Source organism: Actinomyces sp. oral taxon 175 str. F0384, assembly GCF_000223355.1.
GTDB classification, from domain to species: Bacteria; Actinomycetota; Actinomycetes; order Actinomycetales; family Actinomycetaceae; genus Actinomyces; species Actinomyces oris.
Map to the genome: position 1 here is coordinate 910,212 of NZ_AFUR01000001.1, position 20,623 is coordinate 930,834.

At 70.9% G+C, this 20,623-nt stretch carries 16 protein-coding genes; 7 read left to right on the top strand and 9 right to left on the bottom strand.

Annotated elements, in window-relative coordinates:
- Positions 1-97: 97 nt before the first annotated feature.
- The 7 genes from HMPREF9058_RS03810 (at position 98) to HMPREF9058_RS03840 (ending at position 9,082) form a co-directional block, all read left to right on the top strand.
- Positions 98-3,373, top strand: coding sequence for an Rne/Rng family ribonuclease (locus HMPREF9058_RS03810; protein WP_009747442.1), 3,276 nt, complete (start codon positions 98-100; stop codon positions 3,371-3,373).
- A gap of 176 nt (positions 3,374-3,549) precedes the next feature.
- Positions 3,550-3,870 carry a 50S ribosomal protein L21 gene (rplU, locus tag HMPREF9058_RS03815; protein WP_004565174.1) on the top strand — a complete coding sequence of 107 codons (321 nt, stop codon included), beginning with the start codon at positions 3,550-3,552 and terminating at the stop codon, positions 3,868-3,870.
- Positions 3,871-3,939: 69 nt separating this feature from the next.
- Positions 3,940-4,197 carry a 50S ribosomal protein L27 gene (gene rpmA / locus HMPREF9058_RS03820; protein ID WP_003785909.1) on the top strand — a complete coding sequence of 86 codons (258 nt, stop codon included), beginning with the start codon at positions 3,940-3,942 and terminating at the stop codon, positions 4,195-4,197.
- Positions 4,198-4,283: 86 nt separating this feature from the next.
- Entirely contained in the window at positions 4,284-5,891 is a 1,608-nt protein-coding gene (obgE, locus tag HMPREF9058_RS03825; protein WP_009406508.1) for a GTPase ObgE, read from the top strand.
- Positions 5,892-5,902: 11 nt separating this feature from the next.
- A complete protein-coding gene (gene proB, locus HMPREF9058_RS03830) occupies positions 5,903-7,072 on the top strand; it encodes a glutamate 5-kinase (protein WP_009406344.1) in 1,170 nt (389 codons plus the stop codon).
- A gap of 34 nt (positions 7,073-7,106) precedes the next feature.
- A complete protein-coding gene (locus HMPREF9058_RS03835; protein ID WP_009405690.1) occupies positions 7,107-8,402 on the top strand; it encodes a glutamate-5-semialdehyde dehydrogenase in 1,296 nt (431 codons plus the stop codon).
- Positions 8,403-8,584: 182 nt separating this feature from the next.
- Positions 8,585-9,082: a hypothetical protein gene (locus HMPREF9058_RS03840; protein WP_009747586.1), complete on the top strand. Its 498-nt coding sequence runs from the start codon at positions 8,585-8,587 to the stop codon at positions 9,080-9,082.
- 33 nt (positions 9,083-9,115) lie between these two features.
- Here HMPREF9058_RS03840 and HMPREF9058_RS03845 read toward each other — a convergent pair whose 3' ends face one another.
- From HMPREF9058_RS03845 to HMPREF9058_RS03885, 9 genes are all read right to left on the bottom strand, one after another.
- A complete protein-coding gene (locus HMPREF9058_RS03845; protein WP_009405416.1) occupies positions 9,116-9,775 on the bottom strand; it encodes a response regulator transcription factor in 660 nt (219 codons plus the stop codon).
- The gene (locus HMPREF9058_RS03850) at positions 9,772-11,301 is read right to left on the bottom strand and encodes a cell wall metabolism sensor histidine kinase WalK (RefSeq protein WP_009406108.1); all 1,530 of its coding nucleotides are present in this window, start codon (positions 11,299-11,301) and stop codon (positions 9,772-9,774) included. Before HMPREF9058_RS03850 ends, HMPREF9058_RS03845 begins: the two co-directional genes overlap by 4 nt.
- Before the next feature lie 74 nt (positions 11,302-11,375).
- The gene (locus HMPREF9058_RS03855; RefSeq protein WP_009747459.1) at positions 11,376-12,701 is read right to left on the bottom strand and encodes a UDP-glucose/GDP-mannose dehydrogenase family protein; all 1,326 of its coding nucleotides are present in this window, start codon (positions 12,699-12,701) and stop codon (positions 11,376-11,378) included.
- Positions 12,698-13,759, bottom strand: a complete 1,062-nt coding sequence (locus HMPREF9058_RS03860; RefSeq protein ID WP_043537617.1) for a phosphotransferase — start codon at positions 13,757-13,759, stop codon at positions 12,698-12,700. Before HMPREF9058_RS03860 ends, HMPREF9058_RS03855 begins: the two co-directional genes overlap by 4 nt.
- A gap of 32 nt (positions 13,760-13,791) precedes the next feature.
- Complete coding sequence (locus HMPREF9058_RS03865; RefSeq protein WP_009747592.1) at positions 13,792-15,009, bottom strand: aminoglycoside phosphotransferase family protein; 1,218 nt, start codon at positions 15,007-15,009, stop codon at positions 13,792-13,794.
- The gene (locus HMPREF9058_RS03870; RefSeq protein ID WP_009747221.1) at positions 15,006-16,781 is read right to left on the bottom strand and encodes an ABC transporter ATP-binding protein; all 1,776 of its coding nucleotides are present in this window, start codon (positions 16,779-16,781) and stop codon (positions 15,006-15,008) included. Before HMPREF9058_RS03870 ends, HMPREF9058_RS03865 begins: the two co-directional genes overlap by 4 nt.
- Before the next feature lie 50 nt (positions 16,782-16,831).
- Positions 16,832-18,001 carry a glycosyltransferase family 4 protein gene (locus HMPREF9058_RS03875; RefSeq protein WP_009405841.1) on the bottom strand — a complete coding sequence of 390 codons (1,170 nt, stop codon included), beginning with the start codon at positions 17,999-18,001 and terminating at the stop codon, positions 16,832-16,834.
- Positions 18,001-19,296, bottom strand: a complete 1,296-nt coding sequence (locus HMPREF9058_RS03880) for a glycosyltransferase (RefSeq protein ID WP_009747425.1) — start codon at positions 19,294-19,296, stop codon at positions 18,001-18,003. Before HMPREF9058_RS03880 ends, HMPREF9058_RS03875 begins: the two co-directional genes overlap by 1 nt.
- Positions 19,293-20,585, bottom strand: coding sequence for a glycosyltransferase family protein (locus HMPREF9058_RS03885; protein ID WP_009406101.1), 1,293 nt, complete (start codon positions 20,583-20,585; stop codon positions 19,293-19,295). The genes HMPREF9058_RS03880 and HMPREF9058_RS03885 overlap by 4 nt, the downstream gene beginning before the upstream one ends.
- Between the last annotated feature and the right edge of the window lie 38 nt (positions 20,586-20,623).

Below are 20,623 nucleotides of genomic sequence, written 5' to 3' on the forward strand. Positions count from 1 at the left end.
GCGCTCAAGACTTTTTCGCTGCTCCCGCTAGGGGGCACAACCGCGCTGACGCGTCGAGGGTACGGCGACGGCGTCGGCCCCGGAGAGTGCAAGCCCCATGGCACGTCGCACCACATCAGAATCAACAGAATCCTTCGAGCACGGCGACGGTGAGGCGGTGAGCTCCCCGGCTCCGCGCCGCCGCCGCAGGGTCACCGCGGCGGCGGCCGCCCCCGCACAGGCCCCCGTTGCCGAGCAGCCCGGTTCGGCGGGGAGTTCGGAGACCGTCACCACCTCCGGCCTTGAGGAACCCGGTGTGCAGCAGGCCCCGGCAGCTCCTGTGGCTGAGCCGGTCCCGCCGCGTCGGCGCCGGAAGGTTGTCGCGGCCTCCGCCGCTCCCGAGGAGGCTCCCGCCGCCGAGGCCCGTGTCGCCGTCGAGACCGACGAGCCTGACGAGCCGGGCGTGACCGAGGATGCATCGAGCGGCGAAGCCGCGCAGGAGGATCTCGAGGACCAGGTCGAGGGGGCGGCTGAGATCGACGAGACCGACGACGAGGAAGCCGATCAGCCCCACGAGGGCGACGAGCCCGCCGGCGCGGACCTCGATGAGGAGGAGGACCTCCAGGTCCCCCGGCTTCCTGCCGCCTCGCTCCTGTTCCAGGCCCCCGACCCCAGCCGGGCCCGTCGGCGTCGTCGGGTCACCGCGGCAAGCGCCGCTCCCCAGGAGGCGCCGACTGCCTCGCGTCACCAGGGAGCCAAGGACGAGGCGGATGAGGGGGGCGCCGACGCGCGGACCGGTGCCCAGGGACATGACGAGGATGCTGGGTCCGAGTCCTCCCGTGCCGACCGCAGTGGTGGTCGCGGCCGTCGGCGTCGGCGGGCTGCCGCCGGTACCGGGACCCCGCAGGAGCGCCGCGAGGACTCCTCCCACGACGAGGCCGACGCCGAGTCCGCTGAGGTCTCAGAGGCCGATGGCACTGACAGTGCTGACGGGACCGATGAGGCCCGGGCCGATTCTTCGGAGGATGCCCGCGAGGGCGGGGCCCGCCGCAAGCGGCGCCGTGGTGGGCGCGGTCGGCGCTCGCGCTCGCGGGGTGAGGACCCGACGCGCGCCGACGCCGATGATGAGTCGCAGGCCGCGGAGGATGACAGCGCCGATGAGGCTACCTCGCGTGAGACCTCCTCCGATGCCGTCGCGGAGGCCGCCACGAGTACCGTGTCCGGATCGCGCCGCCGGCGACGTCGCTCCCGTACCCGCTCGGACAGTGGTGACCTGCGTGACGAGGTGACCGCCCTCAAGGGGTCCACCCGCCTGGAGGCCAAACGTCAGCGCCGCCGCGAGGGCAGGGCGGCCGGGCGCCGTCGTCCCATCGTCACCGAGGCCGAGTTCCTGGCCCGTCGCGAGTCCGTGGACCGGCAGATGATCGTGCGCGAGTCCGACGGTCTGAACCAGATCGCCGTCCTGGAGGACGGGCTCCTCGTGGAGCACTACGTCTCCCGGCACACCCAGACCTCCATGGTCGGCAATGTCTACGTCGGCCGGGTTCAGAACGTCCTGCCCTCCATGGAGGCCGCCTTCGTGGATCTGGGCAAGGGGCGTAACGCCGTCCTCTACGCCGGCGAGGTCAACTGGGACGCAGCCGGCTTGGAGGGCAGGCCCCGCCGTATCGAGGACGCCCTCTCCAGCGGCGACACCGTCCTGGTCCAGGTCACCAAGGACCCCATCGGCCACAAGGGCGCCCGGCTCACCAGCCAGATCACCCTGGCGGGCCGATACCTGGTCCTGGTCCCCGGCGGCACCATGACAGGTATCTCGCGCAAGCTGCCGGATACCGAGCGCAGCCGCCTGAAGAAGATCCTCAAGCGGATCGTGCCCGACTCGGCCGGAGTCATCGTGCGTACCGCCGCGGAGGGGGCCACCCAGGAGCAGCTGACCGCCGACGTCGAGCGCCTCGTGGCCCAGTGGGAGGCCATCGACAAGAAGGCGTCCTCCGTCATGAAGGGCAGCGGCAAGGCCCCCGTCCTGCTCAAGGGTGAGCCCGAGCTCGCCGTGAGGGTCATCCGCGACGTCTTCAACGAGGACTTCCGCAAGCTCGTCGTCTCCGGGGACAACACCTGGTCCACGATCTCGCAGTACATCGACGAGGTCAGCCCGGATCTGTCCGAGCGCCTCGAGCACTGGGTCGGGCCCGAGGACGTCTTCGCCGCCCACCGCGTCGACGAGCAGCTCGCCAAGGGCTTCGACCGCAAGGTCTGGCTTCCCAGCGGCGGCACCCTGGTCATCGACCGCACCGAGGCGATGACCGTCATCGACGTCAACACCGGGCGCTTCACCGGCGCGGGGGGCACGCTGGAGGAGACCGTCACCCGCAACAACCTGGAGGCCGCCGAGGAGATCGTCCGCCAGCTGCGCCTGCGCGACATCGGCGGCATGGTCGTCATCGACTTCGTCGACATGGTCCTGGAGTCCAACCGGGACCTCGTGCTGCGCCGGCTCGTGGAGTGCCTGGGGCGCGACCGGACACGCCACCAGGTCACCGAGGTCACCTCGCTGGGACTGGTCCAGATGACCCGCAAACGGGTGGGGCAGGGCCTGGTCGAGGCCTTCTCCACCACCTGCGAGCACTGCAAGGGCCGGGGCTTCATCGTTCACGACGAGCCCGTGGAGAACCAGCAGGTCGACATGTCGGCCTCAGCCTCGCGCGGGGGCGGGCGCTCGCGCGGACGTAAGAACCGTGAGGAGCAGGCTGCCGGCGGGGGTAAGAAGGAGACTAAGCAGGACTCTCAGGAGACCAAGGGCTCCAAGAGTTCCAAGGGCTCCGGTCGCGGCAAGGCATCGGCAGGGCGCGACGTCGCCGCATCGCCAGAACCCGGAGCCGACGATGAGGCCCGGGCGGCAGTGCGCGGAGCCCTGGCTCAGATCGCGGCCGCCGCCGAGCAGGCTCACAAGGACAGCCAGCAGGAGGGGCAGGAGTCTCATGAGGATCAGGGGGCCGTTGAGGCCCCGGAGGCCGGCGTGAGTGACACCGCCGACGCTGCAACGCAGACCGCGGAGAACAGGCAGCCCGCCGATGGCCAGGATGCGTCGGATGCCCCGGTCGAGGACAAGCCGGTCAAGAGCCGGTCGAGGAAGGCGGCTGACAAGAAGCCGGCGAAGAAGTCCAGTGAGAAGAAGGGCGACAAGGCGGACAAGAAGTCGGGGAGGAAGACCGGCAAGAAGGCCGAGAAGAAGGCTGCCGCGACATCCGAGGACCCCGCTGAGCCGCAGCCCGGCGAGGCGCCGTCGGAGCCGGCTGAGGACAAGCCGGCGAGGAGGACACGACGGCGGGCCACGGCCAAGAGCGCCGCGCCCTCACCGGAGAATTCTTCAGACACCTCGGAGGAGTCGGCCTGACGACGTCTCCGTGCCCAAGAACACAGGGGGCGGGGCGGATCGGAGGTTGGTGCTGGCGACATGATCGCCTAGAGTTATCTGCCGGTGCTTCTTGCGCCATTGCCCAGACAGGGCCCTCCCGGCGAGGCCGATCCCGGTCTTGCAGCGAGTGAGAGCCTTTCGAAGAATCTACAGAGATGAGCATTCAAGTGGTCTACGCGATCGTCAAGGCCGGCGGCCGTCAGGAGAAGGTCTCCGTCGGCGACGTCGTGGTTGTCGACAAGCTTGCTGGTGAGATCGGCGACGAGGTCACCCTCGCCCCCGTCATGCTGGTGGACGGCGACAAGGTGACCACCTCTGCCGCCGATCTGGCCAAGTCCTCCGTCACCGCCGAGATCATCGGCGACGAGAAGGGCCCCAAGATCAACATCCTCAAGTTCAAGAACAAGACCGGCTTCCGCAAGCGCCAGGGCCACCGCGCTCAGCTGACGGCCGTCAAGGTCACCGCCATCAAGTGACCGCCCCGGCGTCAGCCAGTACGCGGGCATCCTGAACGCACACGCTCGAGAAGAAAGAAGCCTTCAACCATGGCACACAAGAAGGGTCTTGGTTCCTCCCGTAACGGCCGCGACTCCAACGCGCAGCGCCTCGGCGTCAAGCGCTTCGGCGGCCAGTTCGTCAAGGCCGGCGAGATCATCGTCCGCCAGCGCGGTACCCACTTCCACCCGGGCCGTAACGTCGGCCGCGGCAACGACGACACCCTGTTCGCCACCGCCGCCGGTAACGTCGAGTTCGGCACCTTCCGCGGTCGCCGGGTCGTCAACGTCGTGCTCCCCGAGGCCTGAGCCCCGAGCACATCACCACGTCGCGAGAGGGCGGACGGCACCTGCCGTCCGCCCTCTCGCGCTATCCCGGACTCACAGGAGACCCCATGCCCAGCTTCATTGACCGAGTGGTCCTCCACGTGGCCGGCGGCGACGGCGGCAACGGTTGCACCTCCGTGCACCGTGAGAAGTTCAAGCCCCTGGCCGGGCCCGACGGCGGCGACGGCGGTCATGGCGGTGACGTCGTCCTGACGGTCGACCCCCGGGTGACGACCCTGCTGAGCTACCACCGCTCCCCGCACCAGCGGGCCGGCAACGGCACCCCCGGCATGGGGGACTGGCGCCGCGGTACCGACGGCAAGAACCTCGTCCTGCCCGTTCCCGAGGGCACCGTCGTCAAGGACTCGCGCGGTCAGGTCATCGCCGACCTCGTGGGGGAGGGCACCAGCGTCGTCGTCGCCCAGGGTGGCACCGGCGGACGCGGCAACTTCTCCCTGGCCTCCTCCAAGCGCAAGGCCCCCGGCTTCCACCTCCTGGGAGAGCCCGGTCAGGCCCAGGACATCACCTTGGAGCTCAAGACCATTGCCGACGTCGCCCTGGTGGGCTACCCCAGCGCCGGCAAGTCCTCCCTCATCGCCGCCATGAGCGCCGCCCGCCCCAAGATCGCCGACTACCCCTTCACGACCCTCGTCCCCAACCTCGGGGTCGTCGAGGCCGGCGACGTGCGCTACACCATCGCCGACGTCCCCGGACTCATCCCCGGCGCCTCCCAGGGCAAAGGTCTGGGACTTGACTTCCTGCGGCACATCGAGCGCTGCGCCGTCATCGTCCACGTCCTGGACTGCGCCACCCTCGAGCCGGGCCGCGACCCCCTCTCCGACCTGGACACCATTGAGGCCGAGCTCGCGGCCTACTCCGAGCGCCTCGGCGAGCAGGAGGACGACCCCTCCCTCACCGGCCGGGTCCCCCTCATGGAGCGCCCCCGCATCGTGGTGCTCAACAAGGTCGATGTCCCCGACGCCGCCGAGCTCGCCGAGTTCGTGCGCGCCGACATCGAGGCCCGGGGACTGCCTGTCCACATCATCTCCGCGGTCGCGCACACGGGGCTGCGCCCCCTGTCCTTCGCCCTGGCCGGGGAGGTCGAGCGGGCCCGGAAGGCCGCTCCGGCCACGTCCCAGCGTGACGGCGAGCCCGGTGCGACTGACGGTTCGGGTGAGTCGCGCCCCGTCATCCGGCCCGCGGCGGTCGGGCGGCGGGAGAAGGAGAGCGTCGCCCAGGTGCGTCTGCTGGCCCATCCCAGCGAGGGGCAGGTCTACCAGGTCCGCGGGCAGCGTCCCGAGCGCTGGGTGCGTCAGACCGACTTCACCAATGACGAGGCCGTCGGCTACCTCGCCGACCGCCTGGCCGCGGCCGGGGTCGAGGACGAGCTTGTCAAGGCCGGCGCCCACGCCGGCGACACCGTCCTCATCGGCGAGGTCGACGGGGGAGTGCTCTTCACCTGGGAGCCCACGATGACCACCGGCCCCGAGCTGCTGGGCGCCCGAGGCACCGACCTGCGCCTGGAGACCAGTCGGCGTCGGACCAACGTGGAGCGGCGCAGCCAGTACCACGAGATGATGGATGCCAAGGAGGCCGCGCGCCAGCAGCTGCGCGACGAGGCCGCCGAGGGCCTGTGGACCGATGCCGCCTCCTGGCACGGGGACGACGAGGACTGAGGCGCGAACCCATGACTCCAGCAGCAACCGGTGCCGACTTAGACCACGGACAGGAGCGCCCGGAACGCCTGCCTGAGGGGGCCCGCGTCGTGGTCAAGGTCGGCTCCTCCTCCCTGACGCGCGCCGACGGCGGGCTCGATCTCAACCGCATCGATATCCTCGCCGGCCTCATCGCCGGAATGCGCAGTCGCGGCCACGACGTCGTCCTGGTCTCCTCCGGGGCCGTCGCCTCAGGGCTGGTGCCCCTGGGGCTGAGCCGGCGCCCCGACGAGCTCAGCCTCCTGCAGGCGGCCGCCTCCGTGGGACAGGGGCGGCTCGCCGCCCGCTGGGAGACCGCGATGAGCGCCTACGGACTGGTGACCGCCCAGGTTCTCCTGACCGCCCACGACGTCGCCATCCGCAGCCACTACCGCACGGTGCGCGCCACCTTCGACTCCCTGCTCTCACTGGGAGCCGTCCCCATCATCAACGAGAATGACGCGGTGGCCACCAGCGAGTTCAGCCTCGGTGACAACGACCGCCTCGCCGCCCTCGTGGCCCACCTGGTGACCGCCGACGTCCTGGTGCTGCTCACCGACGTCGACGGCCTGTGGACCGCGCGCCCCGGAACCCCCGGCGCCACTCCCATCCGCCACGTGCGCTCCTCGGCGGACCTGGCGGGGGTCAGTGTCTCCGGGCGCGGTTCCTTCGTGGGAACCGGCGGCATGACCACCAAGCTCCAGGCCGCCACCATCGCCTGCGCCTCGGGCACCACCACCCTCATCGCCCGGGCCGACGACGCCGCAGGGCTCCTGGGCCAGGAACAGGTTCCCACCGACCTGGGCACCTGGTTCGAGCCCACCGGTCCCCACCGCCCCAGCCGCCGGCTGTGGATGGCCCACGCCTCCCAGCCCGACGGGCGCGTTCTCATCGACGCCGGGGCGGCCCGGGCCCTGACCGTGGGGAAGAAGTCGCTCCTGCTGCCGGGCCTGACCGGCCTCGACGGCGACTTCGAGTCGGGCTCCGTCGTCGACGTCGTCGGCCCCGAGGGCGTCCTGGCCCGGGGGATATGCCGCTACGCCGCAGCCGAGCTGCGCGAGGTCCTGGCGGCCCGGGCCGAGGGCGCCCCCGCCCCCGACCACGTGGCTCCCGTGATCCACCGCGACGATCTGGCTGAGCTGCCCCGCATCGCTGGTGTCTGAGGACACCATCGGCTTCGTCTTCTAAGGTGTCCCCATGAACGACGTTGAGGCCCACGAGCTCGTCACCGCAACCGCCCGCTCCGCCCGCGTGGCGCAACGGAGCCTGGCCAGGGTCCCACGCGCCGTTAAGGACGCCGCCCTGGAGGCCATGGCCCACAGCCTCACCGAGCACGGCGAAGCGATCCTCGCGGCCAACGCCGCCGACCTGGAGCGCGGACGCCAAGGCGGGATGAAGGCCGGCCTGCTCGACCGTCTGGCCCTGGACCGTGGGCGGCTGTCGGCCATCGCCGACTCCCTGCGCGAGGTGGCCGCCCTACCCGACCCCGTGGGCCAGGTCGTTGACGGCTCGGTCATGCCCAACGGGCTGCGTGTGCGCCGGGTCCGGGTGCCACTGGGCGTCGTCGGCATGATCTACGAGGCCCGCCCCAACGTCACCGTCGACACCGCCGCCCTGGCCGTCAAGTCCGGCAACGCCATCATCCTGCGCGGGGGCAGTGCCGCCCAGGACTCCAACGCCGCCATCGTCGCGGCCTTGCGCAGCGCCCTGGAGGCGCAGGGGCTGCCCGCAGATCTCGTCACCAGCATCGATGCCGCCGGTCGGGACGGGGCCCGCGCCCTCATGCGCGCCCACGGCCTGGTCGACGCCCTGGTGCCGCGGGGAGGGGCCGGGCTCATCCGCACCGTCGTCGAGCAGTCCACCGTCCCCGTCATCGAGACCGGATCGGGCAACTGCCACGTCTACGTCGACGCCAGCGCCGACCTGGATGCCGCGGTGGACATCATCGTCAACGCCAAGACCCAGCGCGTCGGCGTGTGCAACGCCGCCGAGACGCTCCTGGTCCACGCCGATGTCGCCGCCACCTACCTGCCGGCTGCCGCCCGCGCCCTGTGGGACAAGGACACCGTCCTGCACGCTGACCCCACCGCCCACCGGATCCTGACCGAGGCTGCGACGACCGCTGGACGTGATGTCCTCCTGACCCAGGCCACTGAGGCCGACTGGGACACCGAGTACGGCTCGCTGGACCTGGCCGTGCGTGTCGTGAAGAGCCTGGAGGAGGCCATCGACCACATCCGCGCCCACACCACCGGACACACCGAGGCGGTCCTCGCCCAGGACGTGAGCGTCATCAACGACTTCATCGCCGGCATGGACTCGGCGGCCGTCATGGTCAACGCCTCGACCCGCTTCACCGATGGCGGACAGCTGGGCCTGGGGGCCGAGCTGGGCATTTCCACCCAGAAGCTCCACGCCCGTGGCCCCATGGGATTGAGCGAGCTGACGACGACGACCTGGATCGTCGAGGGAGACGGCCACATCCGTCCCTGACCCCTCGCGCCCGCGAGTGATACCGGGCGCCGCGGAGTTGTGCTGATTGCGACAAGCCCGCGGATCAGTTCTGTCACTCCCCGGCGTCGTGCTCCGGTGCTTTGTCCTCTTATTCATGTTACGGTCGACAAAAGTCGGGCAGGTCCCGTCAAGCCAGAGCCGGGCAGAAGGGGGACGCTGGAATGGCGAGTCTGCTGCATCGTTTCGGACGTGGCCGCGTCGTGGCCACCACCGTTGTCATCGTGACCGCGGGTCTCCTGCTCGCAGTCACCCGCATGGTCTTCTCCCACCCCGCCGAGTCCGCGAAGGAACCGGGAATCGTCCTGACGGCAACCCCACGGGTCACCTCGTCCCAGTCCTCCGTGACGGCCACGCAGAGCTCGACTGCCGGCGGCGGCGCCAGCTCCACCCGGCACGAGTCCGGCGGCTCCGAGGCGGACTCCTCGACCTCATCGGACTCCTCGACGCAGGGGCACGCGCCTCAGGCGGTGGAGCCCGACCCGCCTGTCGCCGTCGACCATGGCCATCGCCAGCCGGCCCCCGCCGCTCCGGCTGCCCCGGCCGGGACCGCCGCACCGGCCGCCCCCGGACGCACCGAGGTGGACGATGATGACGACGACAAGAAGCCGGCCAGGAACGGTGTGAAGGAAGCCGATGACGACGACCGCGACGATGACTGAGCGGACGGCTGACAAGACGGCCGGCGTCGCGGATCAGATGAGCCGGTAGCCCATGCCGCGCACGGTCTCCACCCGCTGCCTTCCCAGCTTGTTGCGCAGGTAGGAGACATAGACCTCCACCACGTTGGAGCCGGGGTCGAAGTCCAGCCCCCACACGGCGCTCAGCAGCTGCTCGCGGCTGAGGACCTGACCGGGGTGGCGCATGAAGGTCTCGGCCAGGGCGAACTCCCTTGCGGAGAGCTCCACGGTCCTGCCCTCCAGTGTCAGGGTGCGGGTGCGCAGGTCCAGAACCATGTCGCGGTGGGTCAGGCGCATCTGGTCAGGGCCGGTGGCATCCGGGCGCAGCCGTACCCGAATGCGGGCCAGGAGCTCTTCGAAGGAGAAGGGCTTGGGCATGTAGTCGTCCGCGCCGCCCTCCAGGCCGGCGACGCGGTCGGCCACCGAGGAGCGCGCCGTGAGCATGATGACCGGCGTTCCCACTCCTTGGCCGCGTAGCTGCTGGAGCACCTCGAAGCCGTCGATGTCGGGCAGGCCCACATCCAGGATGATGAGGTCGAAGTCCTCCTGGACCGCCAGGGCCACGGCCTGCCCGCCCTCGGCGGTGGTGTGGGGGGTGAACCCGGCCGCCTTGAGACCCTTGGTGAGGAAGGCAACGATGCGGGGCTCGTCCTCAACGATGAGGATGCGGCTCATGGTGAGTGACTCCTTCGGGAGGCTGTCGGGGGCTGAGCGGGGAGCGAGTCCCCGGCAGGTGTGAGGGCGTCGCCTCGGGAGGAGGCCACGGCGGCGGGGGGCCTGAGAGGGATCACCATGGTGAACACCGATCCTCGGCCCACCTCAGAGAGTATGTCCAGCCTCCCGCCGTGTGCTGCGACGATCGTCTCGACGATACTGAGCCCCAGTCCCGTTCCGGAGGCGAGCTTCTGAGCGCCGGCGGTGCGCTTGAAGCGCTGGCGCACCAGGTCGATGTCCTCGGGGGCGATCCCGATGCCCTCGTCCCTGACCCACATCTGCAGGTGGCCGTCGCGAACGGCCGAGCCCAGGGACACGGTGGAGCAGTGCTCGGAGTACCTCACCGCGTTGGCCACTAGCTGGAGCCAGGCCTGGGTGATCCGGGTGGGGTCGACCATGGCCCGGGTGAAGGCCGCCGACTCCATCTTCCAGCGGCGCTCACCCAGGGCGAGGGACTTGTCGAAGACCAGCTCGGTCAGCTCGGCGACATCCGTGTCCACCGGGGTGACGAAGTCGCTCTGGACGCTCTTGGCCAGCAGGATCAGGTCGCCCACGAGCATTCCCATCCGGTCGAGCTCGTCAAGGGCCAGCAGCTGGGTCTGGCGCACGTCCTCGGGGTCCGCGGGGTCGGTGAGCTCGAGGTGACCGCGGACCACGGCGATCGGGGTGCGCAGCTCGTGGCCGACGTCGTCGAGCAGGTTGCGCTGGGCCTCCACCGAGGTCTGGACCCGGTCGAGCATCCGGTTGACGGCCGCGGCCAGGGCCGTCAGGTCGTCCCGGCCCTTGACCGGTACCCGGGTGGTCAGGTCCTCCTCGCCGATGGACTCGGTGGCTCGGCGCAGTTGCTCGATGGGGCGCAGGAGCCGCTCGACGGCGAACCAGGCCAGCCCCGTCACCAGGGCGACGGTGAACACGGCCGCGGCCGCGTAGAAGGCCATGGTGCGTCGGAGCTGGGACTCGGCGACCTTGAGGTCGATGACGTGCACGAGTGCGCCGCGCTGGGCGCCGCCCTGCAACGGGACGACGAGGACCCGGTAGCTCGAGGTGGGGGTGCGCACCGTCTCGATGACGGACTCCGAGGCGGCGGCCTGGGAGGAGACCCGAGTGAGCAGCTCCTTGTCCTGCTCGGGGCGGAAGGAGACGCTGTCTGCGGAGACCCAGGTCAGCTTCGTACTGGCATCGGTGCCCACGAAGCCGAGCTCGGCCTCACCGCGCCCCTCGGCAGTGCGCTGGATGTGGGTACGAAGAACCGCGGAGACGTCCTCCAGGGGCTGACCGCTGGAGGGGTCCTGCCTGTCGGCGGCCAGCTGGCGGATCCGGTCGCGGCTGTGCTCGAGGCGGTTGGTGGCATCGGCCGACACGCTGGAGAGCCCCAGCGTCCACACGATCGTCCCGCACATGACCAGGGCGATGCCGGCCACCAGCACGATCGCCCACATGACGCGGGTGCGAATGGTGACGGTACGAGTGGGCAGCAGTGAGGTCACCTCGTCATTGTGCCCGGATCCACTGGGCTCCGCCCCATGGATCCGGGCATGGGCGGAGCCGGGAGCGGCCCGATTCAGCGTCCCACTCCCGCGTAGGTCCACCCGGCCTCACGCCAGGTCACCGGGTCCAGGGCGTTGCGTCCGTCAATGATGACGCGCTCGGCGACGCCGGTGGCGGCCTCAACGGGGTCGAGGGCCACGAACTGGTCCCACTCGGTCAGCAGCAGGACGAGCTCGGCTCCCTTGAGCGCGGCGCGGGGATCGTCCTCCAAGGTGAGGTGGGGGTGGGAGCGGGCCACCACGGGCAGGGCCTGCGGGTCGCAGACGGTGACCTTGGCCCCGAGGTCGGCCAGACGGGAGGCGACGTCCAGGGCGGGGGAGTCGCGTACGTCGTCGCTCAGGGGCTTGAAGGCCGCCCCCAGGATGGTGATCGCCCGACCGGACAGGTCGCCGCCCACGTGGGTGCGGGCCAGCTCGACGATCCGGTCGCGCTGCTCGCGGTTGATGGAGTCGACCCGGCCCAGCAGGTCCGCCAGGTGCACGGCGCCGTGGAGGTCGGCGCTGGCCCGCAGCGCCCGGATGTCCTTGGGCAGGCAGCCTCCGCCGAAGCCGACGCCGGCCTGGAGGAATCGCCGACCGATGCGTGGGTCGTGGCCGATGGCGTCGGCCAGGACGGTGACGTCGGCCCCGGCGGTGTCGCACAGGTGGGCCATGGCGTTGATGAAGCTGATCTTGGTGGCCAGGAAGGAGTTCGCCGCGGTCTTGACCAGCTCGGCGGTGGGGTAGTCGGTGACGATCCGGGGGATGCCCTCCTCCAGCAGGTCCTGGTAGACGGCGTCGAGCACGGCCTGGGCCTCCTGGGCGTCGGCGGGATCGGCAGGGACCCCGTAGACGATGCGGTCGGGGTGGAGGGTGTCGGCCACGGCGAAGCCCTCGCGCAGGAACTCGGGGTTCCACAGCACCAGGGCGCGTCCTGCCAGGCGCTCGGCCACCTGCTGGGCGGTACCCACCGGGACGGTGGACTTGCCCACCACCAGGCTGCGCCCACCCTCGGGCAGGGCGTCGTGAAGCATGTCGACCACGCTCCACAGCTGGCTCAGGTCGGCCTCCCCGCCAGTGGTGGACTGCGGGGTCCCCACGGCGATGAAGTGGACGTCGGCCTCGGCCAGCTCGGCCGGCGTCGGCGTTGAGGTGAAGCGCAGGTCTCCCTGCTGGGCCCCGGTGACCAGCAGCTCGGGCAGCCCGGGCTCATAGAAGGGGGCGCGGCCCTGGGAGAGGGCCTCGACCTGCTCGGGTCGGGTATCGATCCCCAGGACGTGATGTCCCAGGTGGGCCATGGCAGCGGCATGGACGGCACCGAGGTATCCGCAGCCGATGACGGTGAGCTTAAGAGGGGTCATGAGTCGTTCCAATCGTTGGTGAGGTCCAGGGACATGAAGGGGGAGGCGTCTCCCAGGCAGTGGCGCACCCAGATCGGCAGCCACCGGTGGGCGGCGGGCCGGAAGGCGTGGACGAAGACGAGCCGCAGCGCTGAGGAGCGGTAGTAGGTCTCCAGGCGCTGCTCCGTCACGGGCAGTGCGCGGGCCAGGTCGTCGAGCAGTCCGCGGACCCGGGCGTGGGCCTCGGGGCCGATCCGGCCGCGAACCGCCATGAGATCCGCGTGGGCCCAGAGGTTGCCCAGGTCAAGGGCCGCCTCGGCCATGGCCGCGGTATCCAGGTCGAGCAGGGACAGGTCGGTTCCGTCCCACAGGAGCTGGCCGTCGTGGAGGTCGCGGTGGGTGATGACGTGCACCCCGCTCGCCTCTGTCAGGCTCAGGCAGGTGTCCACCACCTGCTCGTGCAGAAGATCCTGCTGGTCGATGAGGCCGCAGCGGCGGGCGGAGGCCAGCCAGCGCTGCAGCACCTGGGCCTCCTGACGCGGCCCGTGGACGGGCAGGTCCGCCTCACGATCGCCCAGGAGCGACCAGGCCTCCGTGAACCGCTTCCACCCGGGCAGGCCGGCGTCACCGAGCTCATCGAGACTGCGGCCCGGCAGCAGCTCGAGGTCAACGACGTCGTCCCCGTTGCCGAGGATCCTGGGGGTGCGCAGACCGGTGACCCGCAGCACCGAGGCGGCGGTCGTGTGGGCCCGCACCAGGGAGGCAGCCTTGTGGGGCCGCACGATCTTGCGGACCCGGGAGGCCTCCATGACGACGGCGCGGCGGCCGGCGCGGTGGACGACGAGTCTCCCGGTCAGCTGCCTGGACAGGGCCGGCAGGGCCGGGTCACTGGCGTAGGGCAGCAGGTCGGGGGCGCCCCCCACGGTGACGTGCCCGGCGCGCAGGCGGCCCCGGCCGTCGACGCACTCGATGCTCGCGCTCGCCGGCTCCGAGTCCCGGCCGGCGGGCCAAGCCCGTCGCAGCCCGGGGATGGCCCGCAGCGTGCTGAGCATGTCGGCCGCCTCCGTCGTCTGTGTCATCTCAGTCCTTGGTGTTGTGCTCGTCGTGTCCGTCATGCCCAGCTGGCCTCCTTCTCCGGCGACCGGGCGATGCGCTCGATGGCGGCCAGGTCCGCGCTGATGCGCTCACGCCAGGACGGGTGGGCCCGTCGCAGAGGGTCGGCCAGCCGCGCCAGCCGCGACAGTGCGATCGCCCACCCCAGCTCCTCGTCGCTCGGTACCAGCCGGTGCACGGCGTAACCCTCCAGCAGCGCATGCCGCTGACAGGACGGTGCCTCCGCCAGGTAGGAGCCCAGGTCCGTCGCCGCCGGCGCCAGGCACGCCCGGTCGAAGTCGGTCAGCCAGATCCGCCCGGTCGAGTACTCGTAGAGCACCTGGTCGGGGGAGGCATCACCGTGGGTGAGAACCGGTGTCCCGGGGAGCCGCTCGGGCAGCATGTCGCCCACCGCCCGTACCCGGCGCGCCAGCTCAGGGGCCAGGACATCGAGCTGACGAGCGTGGACCTCGGCCAGCTCCCGGGAGCCGGCAGGCTGATGCGGCAGCCGGTCGATGAGGCCGGCCGGCAGCTGCCCGGCGCAGGAGTGCAGCTCGGCCAGCAGAGCCCCCACACGCCTGGTGCCCTCCTTCAGGCCCTGAGCGGAGGCCGCCCGGTCGGCGTCGTCCGCGTAGACGTCAGCCAGATTCGTGTCTCCGCACCACTGCTGCACGCTGAGACGGCCCTCGCACTGGGCCACGGCCTGTGAGTCGAGCAGACCGGGGACCGGGAGGAGCCCGGACAGGGCGCGGTGGACGTCGTCGGCAGGTCCCCCGCCGCCGGTTCGCAGCCGCAGAACCGTGGAGCCGTCCCGGAGGACCAGGCGCCGTGAGGGGTTGTAGCGCAGCACGTCCCGGGCCTCCCAGCTGCCCAGCACCCCCAGCTCCGTAGCCTGGGCGAGAGGCTCAGCCAGCTTGGGGTCGGTGAGGACCGCACCGCACTGCAGCAGCAGGCCCCCGTCCAGGGACCGGGTGACGGGGGACTGCAGCCCCAGGGAGGCGGCCAGGCGCTCGGCCTGAGCGGCCTTGGAGTGCGAGACCGGCCAGAGCAAGCGGGCCCAGCCCGCGGTGAGCCCGGTGCTCCGGTGGGTCAGAGAGACCAGGACCGAGACCTCAGGCTTGATGCGCAGCCTGGCGGCCCGCACCGGGCGCTGAAGGAGCTCACTGAGCCGATCGGCGTCGAGGACCGCGGCGACGGCGTCGGCCGTGGTCATCGCTTTGATGAGCGAAGGAGTCATGATCCGCTCCCCACCAGGGCGAAGGAGTCCGCCAGGTGGCTGTTCGCCCACCGACGGAAGTCGGCCGAGGACTCCATGAGGTCCTGAGGGCTGCCCTCCAGGTGGATGCGCCCGTCCTGGATCCACACCACCCGGTCGGCGCGCATGGCGGCCTGCGGATCGTGGGTGACGGTCAGGGTCGTGCGCCCGGCCACCAGCTCATCGATCGCCTCCAGCACCGCCGACGTCGAGGCCGGATCCAGTCCGGTGGTCGCCTCATCCAGGATGACGATCGGCGAGTCACGCAGCAGCGCCCGAGCGATGGCGATGCGCTGGCGCTGGCCGCCGGAGAGGGTGCCTCCTCGCTCGCCCACGGTCGTGTCGTAGCCGCCGGGCATCTGGGTGATGAACTCGTGGGCGTGGGCCGCACGCGCGGCCGCCTCCACCTCCTCGTCGGAGGCATCGGGCCGGCCCAGACGGATGTTCTCCCGGATCGTGCCGGTCAGCAGCACCGCCTCCTGGTGCAGGACCGAGGCCTGCGAGCGCAGGAACCGCAGATCGAGATCGTTCAGGCTGTGCCCGTCCAGGCTCACCGTGCCCGACGTCGGATCCAGGGCCCGCACCACCAGGGACACCAGGGTGGACTTGCCCGAGCCCGACGGCCCCACGAGGGCCACGTGCTCACCGGGAACCACCGTCAGGTTCACACCGTGCAGCACCGGGCGGCCCTCGTAGGCGGCGTGCACGTGGTCGAAGTGGATCATGCCGTGGACCCGGTCCAGCACGATGGCGTCAGCAGGGGAGACGATGTCGGGCTTGACCGCCATGAGGTCGGCCACCCGTTCACCCGAGGCCGTCGCCCGGGCGATGCGGCCGGTGTACTTGGCCATGTCCCGAAGCGGCTTCATGGTGGTGCGCAGGTAGGTCGTGAAGAGCACCAGATCCCCCGGCGACATGGCGCCGTTCAGGACCCGGATGCCCCCGCCGACCATGACCACGGCGGTGGCCACGCCGACGATGACGTCCGTGGAGCGCTCCAGACGCGCGGCGATACGGCGCGAGCGCACCCCCTCACTGAGGGACACCGAGTTGGCGCCCGTGAAACGCTCATGCAGCAGCGGCTCCAGACCGTAGGCCTGGACCACCTTGATGGCGCCGAGCGCCTCCTGGGCGGTGTTGGCCAGGTTCCCCTCCGACTTGCGGCTGCGCAGGGAGGCCGCGGAGATCCGCCGCGAGTTGCCCGAGGAGGCGAGCATGAAGGCCACCACCGCCAGGAGCACGATCATGGCCAGCAGCGGGTCCAGGAACACCATGACCACGACCATGACCAGCAGGGTCAAGGTGTTGGCGGCCATCGGCAGGCCGGCGGTGACGGCCACCTCCTGCATGCGGTTGACGTCGGCGATGAGTCGCTGAACCGTGTCCGCGCTGCGGTTGCGGGCATGGAACTGCTGGGACAGGCCCTGGACGTGGTGGAAGGCCCGGCTGCGCAGGGAGGCCGCGGTGTGCGAGCCCACCAGGGCGAAGGCCACGGTGGCCAGGTAGTTGCACACCGCCCGCCCGGCCACGATCGCCAGCAGGGCGATACCGAGACCCACCAGGGAGGAGACCGTGGCGGGGGCGCTGCCCGTGTGGCGGCCCAGCGCCGCCACCAGTGAGTCGATGGTGACCTTCAGCGGCCAGGGCTCCAGCACCCGGAAGACCACCTCCGCCAGAAGCACCGCGGTGCCGCCGGCCATGAGGCGCCACTGCGGGGCGGCATCAGGGCCCACCAGCCGCAGGGTCTGTCGCATGGGGGAGTGGCGCATTCGACTGCGCCCGTGACGACGAGGAAGCGGAGCCATTACCGCACACCACCCTCAGCGACGCCGGCCAGCCCCAGGATCCGGGTGACGACCCGATTCCAGGAGTGACGCTCCTCAGCCAGAAGACGACCGTTACGCCCCATCCGGGCCCGCCGCTGGGGGGAGGCCGCCAGATCATCCAGGGCCGCGGCCAGCGCCGTGGGGTCCGAGGGTGCCACGAGCACGCCGTGGCGCTGCGATCCCTCCTCAAGCAGCTGGGGGATCTGACCGACATCGGAGGCCACGACTGCCAGCCCCGCGGCCAGGTACTCCAGGACCTTCATGGGGGAGAAGTACTGCTGCTCCAGACCCCCCAGATCAGGGTAGGGAGCCACCCCGATCGCCGAACCCGCCATGTGAGTGGGAATCTCCTCAGGGGCGACCGCCCCACGGAAGTCCGCCTCCACCCCCAGGCGTTCGGCCTGCGCACGGAGCGTCTCCATCTCGGGTCCGTCGCCGATGATCCGCAGGCTCCACCGCTGACGCGCCAGGGCCGCCGCCGTGATGAGGTCGGCCACCCCGTGCCAGGGCTTGAGCGTCCCCACGAAGGTGACGACCACCTGCTCGGGATCTGCCGGCTGAGGCTGGATGCGGCGCACGCTCACACCGTTGGGAACCGTGTGGACCCTGGCGGCAACAGCCTCCGCGTCCGGCATATCGGCGGTGCGACGGCGAACCCAGTCGGCCACCGGGTCCGAGACGCACACCGTGACCCGCGCCGCCCCGACCTGACGGCGCAGCGCCTGCTCAGCACCGGAGGCGTCCACCAGCGAGCGGTGACGACGCTGCTCGTCAATCAGCGGAGCGTTGACCTCCAGGACCCCCGGCACCTCGGTGGCCACCGTGATGTTGGCCAGAGCCGTGGAGAACAGGGAGTAGCGCTCGTAAACCAGGTCAGCGCCGTCGGCGATCACCCGCGAGGCGATCCTCTGGGCGGCACGCACCTGCGCCTGCTCCCGCTCAGCGGGGGCGACCTCGGCGACCGCCTCCAGGTGCAGCTCGAGATCGGCCAGGTCGGCGGGCACGTGCTCGCCTGAGCGCAGGGCGTAGAGCACCACCTCGTGGCCGGCGGCCCGCAGCTCGCGAACGACCTCCTGAATGTGTACCGAGGCGCCCTTGGTCCCGAACACCGGGATGCCCGGGTCGCAGCAGATGTAGGCGATGCGCATCAGGCGGCTCCTTCCTCATCGGCCAGGCGCATGCCGGAAGCCGGGACGGGACCCGACTGCCAGGCGGCCAGCACCGCGGCCTGGGCCCGAGAGTCGAACTGCTCCTCAATCAGTGCTCGCGCACCGCGGGACAGCGCGACGATGTCCACCTCGCCCTGTGCGATCCCGCGCAGGGCCACGGCCAGCGAGGCCGGGTCACCCGGGGGAAGAAGAATCCCGGTGACGCCGTCGTGAACCACCTCCGGAAGTCCCGACACCGCCGTGGCCACCACCGGCGTCCCGCAGGCCATCGCCTCCAGGACCACCGTGGGCAGACCGTCGATATTGCCGTCGGCCGCCTCGATGCACGGCGCCGCGAACACGTCCGAGCGCGCCAGCAGCTCGCGCACCTCCGCCTGCGTGAGCGGACCCAGCAGACGGATCCTGTCGGCCAGTCCCAGGCGCTCGATCTGCTCGGTCAGGCGCTCACGCTCATCGCCGTCACCGGCCAGCTCCACCTCGACATCGATCCCCGAGCTCACCAGGATCCTCACCGCCTCGACCAGATCGGCGAAGCCCTTCTTGGGCACCAGACGACCCACGGCGCACACCCGCAGCGGCTCTGCCCTCGTGGCGGACACCGGCTGCGGGGCACGGTAGGAGAAGCGATCCAGCTCCAGGGCGTTGTAACGCAGCGACACCGTGGCCCCCGTGCCCGCCAGCACAGTTCCCAGGTAGTCCTCGTTGTAACGGCTGATGGCGATGACCCGCTGGGCATCGGCGCAGATCCGGCGCAGCCACACCGGGTCCACCGACTCGTGGAAGATGTCCTTGGCGTGGGTGGTCACGGTGTAGGGGATGCCGGTGAGGGCCGAGGCGATCCACGCCACCCGCCCCGCCAGGGACGCGAAGTGCGCGTGCAGGTGGGTGATGGAGTCCCGGCGTGCCTGACGCGCCAGCTCCACGCCCTGGGCCACCACGTCACCGGGCAGCTCGGCCAGGACCGGCATGATGGCGGCGAAGCGCTCGCGGTCCTCCTGGCGGGTCAGGCCCTCGGTGAGCTGGCTCCACAGGTCGATGGCCCGGTTCGGTCGGCCCACCCAGTTGACGCGGGCGGCGACCCGGGCGATCTCGGGGTGGAAGCGGGCATCCGTGGTGGGACGCAGCGCATAGATGCTCAGGTCCTCGCCCTGGGCCTCGCGGGCCAGGATCTCGGTGACGATGAAGGTCTCCGAGAAGCGGGGGTAGACCTTGAGGACGTATCCGATACGGGGGGCGCCCTGGTGGGTCTGGTGGGTCTCGAGTGGGGGATTCATGCGGGGATCTCCATCCTGGTGAGGCTGGTGGGGTGGCTGGTGAGGTAGGTCGGGCTCGTGGTGGGTGCGTCATGTCGGTGATCCATGAGCTCGGCGGCCAGCAGGGGGACCGTGGCCAGGCCGTTCAGACGCAGACGACGTCGCCCCATCAGCTGGTGACGGGCGGCCTCCTGGTCGCCCAGCAGCTCGGAGAGCCGGTCCTCCAGCGCTGCGGCACTCAGATCCGTGACTCTCAGCAGGTCGACGGCGCCTGCCTTCTTCAGGCCGGAGGCCCGGATGAACTGCTCCAGGCGAGGCGTCTCGCGCGGGACGAGGAGGGCCGGGGTCTGGGAGGCGAGGATCTCGGTGACCGTGTTGTAGCCGGCCATCGCGATGACCGCAGCGGCCTGCTGGATGTGGCGGCTCATGCCGGGCCAGGACCGGCGTACCACGGTGCGGGGACCGGCCGCCTGAGCGACCTGGTGGAACAGGGCGGCGTCGAGCTGGGGGCCGGTGACCACGACATGCCGGTAGCCGTCAGGGACGCGTACCTGCGCGGCGGCACGCAGCAGGTTGATGCCGTCGCAGCCGCCACCGGCGGTCGTCAGGATGAAGGGCTCGGGGTCCAGGGCGTTACCGGCCAGAGCGGGTGAGGCCTCGGAACCGTCCCTGGGCTCGGCGATGTCGCGACCGTGGGCGAGGTAACCGGTGTAGTGCATCCGCTCCTCCAGCGCAGGCGGGGCCTCGCCGGTGGCGCTCAGGTCGTGGACCGCGGCGTCCCCGTAGACCCAGACCTCGTCGATGAGCCGGCGCAACGTGTCGGCCTCGCCGAGCTCATCCCATTCGCGCTGCACGGTTGCGGGGGTGTCCAGGACCTCGCGCAGACCGAGCACCACGCGCGCGGTGGGGTGAGTGCGGCGCAGGTGAGTCAGGGGCTCGCGCAGCTCCTGGTGCACCCCGTAGGCGTGTCGGTCGATGATGAGCAGATCCGGGGCGAAGGTGCTCAGGACGCCGTTCAGCAGAGCGCTACGGACCTCGCCCAGGTCCTCGTGGGTGATGCGCAGGCGCTGGGGCTGGTAGATGCCTTCGGACTTCTTGATCCCCGGCAGCACCAGCCAGTCGAAGCCGTCGGGGAGGCGGTACTCCTGGCCCGGGGTCAACCCGGTGATGACCAGGCCGGTGACGTCACGGCCGGTGAGCCCCGGCAGTGCTCGGGCCAGGTGGTGGGCCAGAGCGAGGTTGCGGCGAAGGTGTCCCAACCCCTTGGCATCGTGGCTGTAGAGGGCCACGCGTAGGGGAGCGCTCGTCATGATCGTCTCTCTTCTCCCGGTGTCGGTTCTGGATCGTT